The sequence below is a fragment of the Mesorhizobium sp. M7A.F.Ca.CA.004.04.2.1 genome, from assembly GCF_004022825.1.
Taxonomy (GTDB): Bacteria; Pseudomonadota; Alphaproteobacteria; order Rhizobiales; family Rhizobiaceae; genus Mesorhizobium.
The window spans coordinates 1-5,983 of sequence record NZ_RZPH01000290.1 but is presented as its reverse complement, the minus strand read 5'-3'; the positions used below and the strand labels follow the sequence as shown (position 1 = coordinate 5,983).

Below are 5,983 nucleotides of genomic sequence, written 5' to 3'. Positions count from 1 at the left end.
GCCCACGCTCTATCTGATGCTGGGTGCATTCCAGAACGATGCCGGCGAATTCACGCTCGAGAACATCGCAGCGCTGGCGCAACCGTCCATCGTTGCCGCCTACTGGGTTTCGATCAAGATCAGTCTTGCGTCATCGCTGATTGGCGCATTTGCGGGCCTGGCGATTGCCATCGCCATCGTGCGCGGTGGCCTGCCAGACTGGATACGTTCGGCGACACTGACGTTTTCCGGCGTGGCCTCCAATTTTGCCGGCGTGCCGCTGGCCTTTGCCTTCCTCGCCACGCTCGGCCGCCTCGGCCTTGCGACGGTGATCCTGAACACCGTGTTCGGCCTTAACATCTACGCGCACGGCTTCAACATCCTGTCATTCTGGGGCCTGACACTGACCTATGTCTATTTCCAGATACCATTGATGGTGGTGATCATCGTGCCGGCCATCGACGGACTGAAGAAGGAATGGGGCGAGGCCGCCGCGACGCTGGGCGCGACCATGTCCCAGTATTGGCGCATGGTGGTCATTCCGGTGATCTGGCCGAGTTTCCTCGGCACCGTGATCCTGTTGTTCGCCAACGCCTTCGGCGCCATCGCCACCGCCTATGCGCTGACCGGCTCGTCGCTCAACATCGTGCCGATTTTGCTCTATGCACAGATCCGTGGAGATGTGCTGCACAATGCCCATCTCGGTTATGCCATCGCCTTCGGCATGATCGTCATCACAGGTCTTGCCAATGTGTTCTACATCTGGTTCCGGACCCGTTCCGAGAGGTGGCTGAAATGAAGTCGGGAAAGTTCTGGGCCTGGCTCGTCTTTGCTCTTGGCGCGGCCTACTTTTTCATCCCGCTGATCGCGACCGTGGAGTTCTCGATGCGCATGCGGCGCGGGGAGTACTCCTTCGACGCCTACAAGGTCGTGTTGGGCGATGCCCGCTTCCAGGCCACCTTCGGCTATTCGGTACTGGCCGCCGTTTTCACCATCATTCTCGGCGTGCTGATCGTGGTGCCCGCCGCTTATTGGATTCGGCTTCGGCTGCCGCAATTGCGGCCGATCGTCGAATTCATTACCCTGCTGCCGCTGGTCATTCCGGCCATCGTCATCGTCTTCGGCTACATCAGAATGTACGGGTCGAATTCGCCGCTGCCGTTCCTGGCGACCGATACAGGCACCAATGCCTTGCTGGTCATCGGCTATGCAACACTGGCGCTGCCGTACATGTATCGCGCCGTCGACACCGGGCTTCGCACCATCGACGTGCGCACACTGACGGAGGCGGCACAGATCCTTGGTGCTGGTTGGGGGACGATCATCACCCGTGTCATCCTGCCCAACGTGCTGATCGCGGTGCTCTCGGGCGCCTTCCTCACCTTCGCCATCGTCATCGGCGAATTCACCATGGCCAGCCTGCTCAACCGGCCGGCCTTCGGCCCCTATCTGCAGAATATCGGCGCCAACCGCGCCTATGAGCCGGCGGCACTTGCCATCATCGCCTTCGCCATCACCTGGGGCTGCATGTCGCTGATACAGATCCTGTCCCGCTTCGCGCCGAGATCGGCGAACCGTCCGAACTGAAAGTCAAAGCCATGGCCGACCCATTCCTCTCCATCCAGCACGTTCGAAAATCCTTCGGCGCCACCACGGTGGTCGAGGACTTCAATCTTGACGTCGAGCGCGGCGAATTCGTCTCCTTCCTCGGCCCGTCCGGCTGCGGCAAGACCACCGTGCTGCGTATGGTGGCGGGCTTCGAGGAGCCGAGCGCCGGCACGATCGTCGTCGGCGGCAAGGACATTACGAGGTTGAAACCCAACCAGCGCAATGTCGGCATGGTGTTCCAGGCCTATGCGCTGTTTCCAAACCTGACCGTGGCGCAGAATATCGGCTTCGGCCTGAAGGTCGCCGGCATGCCCAGGGCGGACATCGATGCTCGTGTCGCCGAGATGCTCGGCATCATCAAGCTGCCGCAGATGGCGGATCGCTATCCCTACCAGCTCTCGGGCGGCCAGCAGCAACGCATCGCGCTGGCCCGCGCCATCGCGCCGAAGCCGAAGCTCTTGCTGCTCGACGAGCCGCTGTCGGCGCTCGACGCCAAGGTGCGCGTGTCGCTGCGCGAGGAAATCCGCTCGATCCAGAAGAAGCTCGGCATCACAACCATTTTCGTGACGCACGACCAGGAGGAGGCGCTGTCGATCTCGGACCGGATCGCCGTCATGTATGGCGGCAAGGCCGAGCAGGTCGGCACGCCGTTCGAGATCTACAACCGCCCGGCGACCAAGTTCGTCGCCAATTTCGTCGGCACGCTAAACGTGCTCGAAGGCACCGTCACCGATGCCGCTGCAGGCACGGTGCGGGTCAATTCCGAACAGGTTTCGCTCAAGGGCAAGCTCAACGGCTCCAAGTCCGGCGACACGCTGTCGCTGGCGCTGCGTCCGGAAGCGATTTCGCTGGGCCGTCAGCCCGGCCGTGACTCCAGCCTTTCGGGAGAAATCTCCGAAGTGCATTTTCTCGGCTCGGTCATCCGGGTTCGCGTCGGCATCGGCGGCAACACGGTCTCGCTCGACACCTTCAACAGCCCGGCAACCCCGCCGCCCGCTGTTGGTGAAAAGGCTGAGATCTCGTTCTCGTCGAGCGACATGCTGGTGCTGCACTAAAAACGGCAACACCGGCTTGGATGGCCAAGCGAAGCGAAGCCAGTGTTCTATTCGGTGGGGCAACGTCCCCAAAGGATAGGTTGCGCGAAGCTGAAATCGATCTCCAGCAGGGTATTGGGTGTCATCATCAGCAATGCACTCGTCCCGTTGGCGTTCTTCAGAATTTCCTTACCGTTTCCACTGCCGAGCACCTCCATTTGCTGTTCGATGTTCCATCGGTAGTTGTAGGATATCCCCGTTTTGAAAATGTACTCTCTGTGGATCGCGTGCTTCGAACGGGTAACCGGACCAATAATGTCGAAGGAATAGTCCGTCAATTTCTTAAAGGACTCTCCAAATTTATCACAGTATTTCTTCATGTTGTCTTCGTTGGTCAGGTCGGAATAACCAAGGTCGATCCACTTCCCTTCGATGAGAGACATCATTGTCTCGTTAGTCTTCTGCGCCCAAAGCCCCATGCCCGGATCCGGTCGCGTCGTTCCCAGAAGTTTGATCTTAGCCGCCGCCAATTCATCATATAACGCGGAAGCGCCAGCCGCCGGCGAGAGCAGTATCAATGTGAACAGCGTTGCGGACAATCTCAGCATGGGAGGTCCTCGATCAGCCAATTGTTGCGACATGACTTTGGCGACCAGTAATAAACGACCGTTGGTTTTCATAGGTCAAGGCTGATTGTTATGCTGGCCTGGCCTCAAGCTGGCGCGATGAAGGGCTTCGAAATCGCCTGGAAGACCGGCAGGGCTTCCATCCGTGTGGCGTGGGCTTCCAGAGCCGGAAAGCCCGTCAGCGAAACCAGCCCGGGATGGGCCTCGTCGATGAAGCGGAGCGCCGCGGCAACCGCGATGTCGGCGTGACCGATGCGGCCGTCGAACCAGTATGGTGTCGGCCCCTCCTGACGATCGGCCTCCAGCACAGCCAGAACAGCTTCGATCTGTGTACGGCAGCGCCCGATCCAGAGGTTCGAGACTTTCTCGTGCAGTCGCAATTCGTAGAACAGGCTGATCGCCTTGTCGCCCAGCCCGGTCGCAAGGGCCGAGACCTTCAGCGCCTGATGGCGCGCCGGTTCGGTCGCCGGAAACACCCGTCGGTCGGCCGGAACCAGGCTGTCGAGGTAGTCGAGCATCAAATGGCTCTCGATCAGCACCTCGCCATTGTGTCGAGCCCCAGTATCGGCACATTGTAGGGCCGAATCTTGTCGGCATCGCCGAAGGCCGACCAGGAACGATGTTCGTAGGCAATTCCATACAAGGTCAGCGCGATTCCGACGCGGCGGACGAAAGGCGAGTCATACTGGCCGATGAGGATCATGCCATTCTTGTACGGCAAGAGGCTGTTTAAGGCGTACTGCCAGAGGGCTTGAGTTTGATGGCCAATCGACCCCATCCTGCAGGTATATCTGCGCCGGCAATCCCGTCTCACTGAAGTAACAGCCCATGGCTCTTTTCGAACTCACCCTTGTCCTGCTTTTGATCGCTGTCGCGCTGACGGCGCTGTCGCGGCGCGTACAGGTTCCCTATCCCTCTTTGCTGGCGCTGGCCGGGGTGGCCATCGCCTTCGTGCCTGGCGTGCCGACCATAGAGATCGATCCGGAACTGGCGCTAGCCCTGTTCATCGCGCCGGTGCTGCTCGATGCCGCCTATGATACCTCGCTGCGCGATCTCAACCGCTACAGGGTGCCGCTTGTGCTGCTGGCGCTTGGCGCCGTCCTTTTCACGACAGCGACGGTCGCACTTGCCGGCTGGGCGATGGCAGGCCTGCCGATCGCCGCGGCCATAGCGCTTGGCGCCATCGTGGCGCCGCCCGATGCGGTTGCGGCATCGGCCGTGCTTGGCCAGTTCAAGGTGCCGCACCGCATCACTGCCATTCTGCAAGGCGAGAGCCTGCTCAACGACGCCACCGCCTTGCTGATCTACCGGATGGCGATTTCGGCGGCGGCAGGTTCCATTCTGCTGAGCAGCGCCGTTCCGATGATCCTGCTGTCCACGCTCGGCAGTCTTGCGGCCGGCTACCTGCTTGGCCGGGTGTCTCTGATGACGCTGGGCCGGATCGAAGACCCGGCGAGCGGCACTGTGGTGCAATTTGCCGGCACATTCGGGGTCTGGATCCTGGCCGACAGGATCGGACTGTCGGCCATCATCACCATAGTCGTCTATGCCATGACGATCGCCCGCACCGCGCCGCGCCGCATGCCGGCCAGAAACCGCATCAGCTCCTATTCGGTCTGGGAGACGGCGGTCTTCGTGCTCAATGTTCTGGCTTTCGTGCTGATGGGCCTGCAGGCGCGTACGATCGTCGGCCGGCTTGCCGGGCAAGGGCAGACCGATGCGTTCGTCCTGGCTGGGACAGTGCTTGCCATCGTCATCGTCTCACGCCTCATCTGGGTGTTGGGGTGCGGCGCGATCATCAGGTGGTTTGGCCGTTTCGGCGTGGCTGATCGTCAGCGTGACGCTCCGTCGTTTCGTGGCGGCGTGCTGATCGGCTGGTGCGGGATGCGCGGTTTGGTGACGCTTGCGGCGGCATTCGCCCTGCCGGCTGACTTCCCGGCCCGCGACCCGATCGTGCTCGCTGCCTTCACGGTTGTGCTCGGCACGCTGGTGCTGCAAGGCATGAGCCTGAAGCCGCTGCTGCGCCTGCTGAACCTCGACCCTGACGAAACGGTCGACCGCGAGATCGCGCAGGCGCGCGTCGTGGTCATGCAAGCCGCGCTCGACATATTGAGCGGCAAGACATCGGACGCGGCGGCCGCGGTGCGCGAGCAATATGCCGCTCAACGCAAGATCGCCAAAAATCCCGACGATGCCCAGGCGGCGACCGAATATGACCGCTTGCGTCTTTATGCGATCAAGAGCCAGCGCGACGCGCTGGAGGAATTGCGCCGCAACGGGACGATTGGCGACGAAGCCTATCATCGCCTTGAGGAAGAGATCGACTGGACCGAACTGGCGGCGTCGCCACCCGGCCGTTTCCAGCCGCTGAATACATAAGGCATCGCACGCCGTTTTCCGGCGCACGGAAGATATCGAAGTGCTTCGGGATCGGTGCATGATCCCGGTGAAGGGCAAGGCTGGTCCAAGCCACGTCCATTCTCCTGCACATTGCCACCGTGGCATCGAACCGTTACTGCCAACACGAAATTGAGCCGGATAAGCAATGAAGCTGGTCAGCTACAACATCCAGTACGGGTTCGGCGGCGACGGCCGCTACGATCTTTCGCGCGCCGCGCGCATCGTTGCCGGCGCCGACATCATTGCGCTGCAAGAGGTCGAGCGGCACTGGCAGCGCAGCAATTTCGACGACCAGCCGGAACTGCTTTCGCGTCTGCTGCCCGAACATCACTGGGT

General features: G+C 61.2%; 5 protein-coding genes and 2 pseudogenes. 5 read left to right on the top strand and 2 right to left on the bottom strand.

Annotated elements, in window-relative coordinates:
* The 3 genes from EN893_RS14970 to EN893_RS14960 form a co-directional block, all read left to right on the top strand.
* The coding region (locus EN893_RS14970; protein ID WP_128361618.1) for an ABC transporter permease subunit at positions 1 to 778 on the top strand (778 nt) is incomplete at its 5' end.
* Entirely contained in the window at positions 775 to 1,566 is a 792-nt protein-coding gene (locus EN893_RS14965; protein WP_023759707.1) for an ABC transporter permease, read from the top strand. The genes EN893_RS14970 and EN893_RS14965, both read left to right, overlap by 4 nt.
* Positions 1,567 to 1,577: 11 nt before the next feature.
* Entirely contained in the window at positions 1,578 to 2,642 is a 1,065-nt protein-coding gene (locus EN893_RS14960) for an ABC transporter ATP-binding protein (RefSeq protein ID WP_023810097.1), read from the top strand.
* Positions 2,643 to 2,689: 47 nt separating this feature from the next.
* Here EN893_RS14960 and EN893_RS14955 read toward each other — a convergent pair whose 3' ends face one another.
* A complete protein-coding gene (locus EN893_RS14955) occupies positions 2,690 to 3,301 on the bottom strand; it encodes a hypothetical protein (RefSeq protein WP_127272319.1) in 612 nt (203 codons plus the stop codon).
* A gap of 32 nt (positions 3,302 to 3,333) precedes the next feature.
* A pseudogene (locus EN893_RS14950) lies at positions 3,334 to 3,950 on the bottom strand (glutathione S-transferase N-terminal domain-containing protein).
* A 125-nt stretch (positions 3,951 to 4,075) separates the two neighbouring features.
* Between EN893_RS14950 and EN893_RS14945 the strand changes: the two are divergent.
* Both EN893_RS14945 and EN893_RS14940 read left to right on the top strand, forming a co-directional pair.
* On the top strand, positions 4,076 to 5,626 hold the full coding sequence (locus EN893_RS14945) for a sodium:proton antiporter (RefSeq protein WP_127270713.1): 1,551 nt from the start codon (positions 4,076 to 4,078) through the stop codon (positions 5,624 to 5,626).
* Between the two features lie 166 nt (positions 5,627 to 5,792).
* A pseudogene (locus tag EN893_RS14940) lies at positions 5,793 to 5,983 on the top strand (EEP domain-containing protein); the annotation flags it as partial.